This window comes from Christiangramia sp. 3-2217-3z (genome assembly GCF_051195275.1).
GTDB lineage: Bacteria > Bacteroidota > Bacteroidia > Flavobacteriales > Flavobacteriaceae > Christiangramia > Christiangramia marina.
The window spans coordinates 1-3,000 of record NZ_JBNJLI010000027.1; the positions used below are offsets into that span (position 1 = coordinate 1).

General features: G+C 29.9%; 3 protein-coding genes. All 3 read right to left on the bottom strand.

Features of this window, described 5'->3' with window-relative positions; genetic code table 11:
* Positions 1–301 precede the first annotated feature (301 nt).
* Positions 302–754 (bottom strand): hypothetical protein, encoded by a 453-nt coding sequence (locus tag ACSHZO_RS15720; protein WP_298248399.1) that lies wholly within the window; start codon positions 752–754, stop codon positions 302–304.
* 180 nt (positions 755–934) lie between these two features.
* Positions 935–1,615, bottom strand: coding sequence for a hypothetical protein (locus ACSHZO_RS15725; protein ID WP_298248400.1), 681 nt, complete (start codon positions 1,613–1,615; stop codon positions 935–937).
* A 183-nt stretch (positions 1,616–1,798) separates the two neighbouring features.
* Entirely contained in the window at positions 1,799–2,173 is a 375-nt protein-coding gene (locus ACSHZO_RS15730; RefSeq protein WP_298248401.1) for a hypothetical protein, read from the bottom strand.
* Between the last annotated feature and the right edge of the window lie 827 nt (positions 2,174–3,000).

Below are 3,000 nucleotides of genomic sequence, written 5' to 3' on the forward strand. Positions count from 1 at the left end.
CTGCTTAAAATTTATTGAAAATGGTTTGTTTTTGATCTTGGAATACGGTTATCGCCAGTTGGCGGAGTAAGGGACGCTGATTTGTCGGCTTAGAATTGGTTTGTTGGTCAAGATAATTATTTTCTTTCTAAGGTTACCGCTTATTGGCGATGAACCGATGTTGGGTGCTTTTAAATTAGACGTCTCGTTGTTCATTCTAAATCCAACAATCAATATTTTTTTTAGCTATATCTATACTTTAAATTTTTAATGGTTATTGAAACTCTTATTCTAATTGGTCATAGTTCTTATTTTCAAAAATTTATGTGATTTTATACATTTCAATTATATGCCATAGTAGAAATAAAATTATTCCACTATAGAAAAGTCGGTAATGCCATTTTGAGTAATTCTGACCTCTTTCTGCGTTTATCTTTGTAGCTTTTGTTAATCCTATGATGGCATTTTTTATTTTTTCAGGATCATTTCCTAATTCTGGATGATGTCCCGCTATTATATCGTAATAAGAGCTTTCCGCAAATAAATTACTTAGAATATATTTTAAAAACTGTATTCCACAAAAGACACTAAATCCCCAACATCCAATTGCGATTGCCAAAGGTATTTGTGTATAAGATAAAGGAACGTTATTAGTATTGTAAATTGAGAATCCAATCGAGGTAACTGTTAATGCAATTATGTAGTAAGTAAGTTTTTCTTGTCTTTGTCTAAATAAATTCTCTACTTCCTTTTTCTCATTAAAATTTTTATCCATCTATTTAAAATTATTGATCTAAATTCTCAAAATTTAATTGCACCCAACGGTTACGGTTATCGCAAGTTACGGGAGTAGGCACGCGGACTTGTCGGCTTAGTTGTTTTCTTTCTTAGTTTCTAAAATTACACTTTTTCGACCAAACCCGTTATTTGCGATGAACCGATGTTGTGCTGCGTTTTATTCTGGATCTTGAAACTTATCAAATTCTCTGACTTTCTCAATTGGGCAGTGATTTACAATCAAATTAAATTTATCAATGTTATCGAAAGAAGTTATATAATATTTTTTCTCAGCATGTGGACTCTTAAAATTTAAAGTATATAGATTGTTGATATTGGTTTTTTCAATTATCAAATAAATTTCAGGAGAAAAAGTAGATTTTAGTATCCATTTATTATTAATGAGGTTTACTTTCTCAATTTTAAAAATAGTTTTTTCAAGTTCTTCAAAAATTAAAGCATTTCCTTTTATCTCCATTCGAAAATCGTTTCCATTACAAGGATCGTAATTATAAAATTCACCTTGATATTTTCTGATGGTGATCCATTTCCTCTCTATTTCAGGATAACTTTTCTGTGCTTCGAAATTTTTAATTTGTTCTTGAATCTCTTCGTTACTGGTTGGCGACCAATGTTTGATGCTTCTTTTGAAAATAGAGTTTTTAGAAACATCAATAAATAGTTGTTGCTTTTTTAAATCTAGTTGGGCGGGATCGATGCTCTCAATTATCGTATCTTGATTTAGTGGTATAAACCATGTTATTTCCCCAATTTCCATTTTTTCCGCCTTCTGATTTTTGTTTTGGCTTTTGCAACTACAGATGGCAAATATGAATATTATAAATGTAAGTTTCTTCATGTTTAAAATGCTGCACAACGGTCTCGGTTATCGCCAGTTGGCGGAGTAGGGGACGCGGGTTTGTCGGCTTAGTATTGGTTTGTTGGTCAAGTTAATTATTTTCTTTCTAACGCTGCCGCTTATTGGCGATGAACCGTTGTTGTGCACTGTGCGTTTTGCTCAACAATAAAAATTTTATTCTACTTATTTTAAAATCCAATTATCAGTATTTCTCATAAAATCCATATTAGAATAAACAAAATTTAAAAGTCTTTTATATGAATTATCAAAGTTATCTCTGACATTCATTTTTTCTAACTTTAATGGGTTATCTAAGTAGCCATCCAATTCATAAATGTCAAACCATCCTGATTTTGCCGTAGCGTATTCTAAATCAATTTCTCTATATAAAGGATTACAGTAAATTTTAATTTTTAATTCTTCCATTACAATTGTAAAGAAAAAAAATGCTCCATTATTTTTAAAATATACTTCATTCTTAGATTCCCATTCTTTTTCAGAGAAGAATTTTATAGTTTCTTCTAAATATAAATTTCTTTCTTTTACAAAATTCTCCATATTAGTTTTCTTCCACTAATTTATAAGTTTATCAAATTCATGAAAGTGGCTTACCTCTAAAATTCACAAATTTTTTCTTTTACGATTTTAATAGCATTGTGCACAACGGTCTTGTATAACGCAAGTGGCGTGGAATAGGGACGCGAACTTGTCGGTTTTGTTGTTTTTTTAATTGGTCTCTAAAATAACACTTTTCATCAAACTGCCCGCTATTTGCTGTTATACGATGTTGTATTTCGTGGCGATCCTGTGAATATGTTATTATGCTATCAATCTTTTTAAATTATTTGTTCTTTACTGAATTTTGATACGGTTTCAGGTTTGAGTAAGAATTAATTTTAATTTGTTGATTCTTAATTATTTTGTCATTTTTCATCTCGGCATAAGAAGTTAGAATTTAAAATTAAAGGCATTCAAATTATCCATTTTTTATGCTTGAGTCAAAATCAGAATAATAACTGAAAATGCATGATTATTCTTTTTTGCGAAAGAGTGAAAATTTATCTTTATTATTTCATTTTTCAATTCAGATTTTCAAAATTTTAGTTAGAATCCACGCACTGATTTTAAACACGCTCAATTTTGACACTTTTCATCTTTTTTATATTTATCTTTTAAAATTCAGTTTTGAATTATTGCTTCTTTATTTAAAATCTTCAAAAAGTCAGCGCAACAGTTGCGAAAGAGTGATTTTTTAATTCAGATTTGCGTTTTATTTTTTTGCGCATTTTTATTCTGAGCCATGAATTACAACGGTTTCGAATAATCGTCAGTTGTGGTTGAAGGTATTCGGATTAGTCCGCTTAGGTTTTTGTTTCCTGGTTTCT

Bases quoted from the DNA above. Each gene is read 5' to 3' on its own strand.
- ACSHZO_RS15720 (WP_298248399.1), bottom strand. From the start codon at position 754: ATGGATAAAAATTTTAATGAGAAAAAGGAAGTAGAGAATTTATTTAGA.
- ACSHZO_RS15725 (WP_298248400.1), bottom strand. From the start codon at position 1,615: ATGAAGAAACTTACATTTATAATATTCATATTTGCCATCTGTAGTTGC.
- ACSHZO_RS15730 (WP_298248401.1), bottom strand. From the start codon at position 2,173: ATGGAGAATTTTGTAAAAGAAAGAAATTTATATTTAGAAGAAACTATA.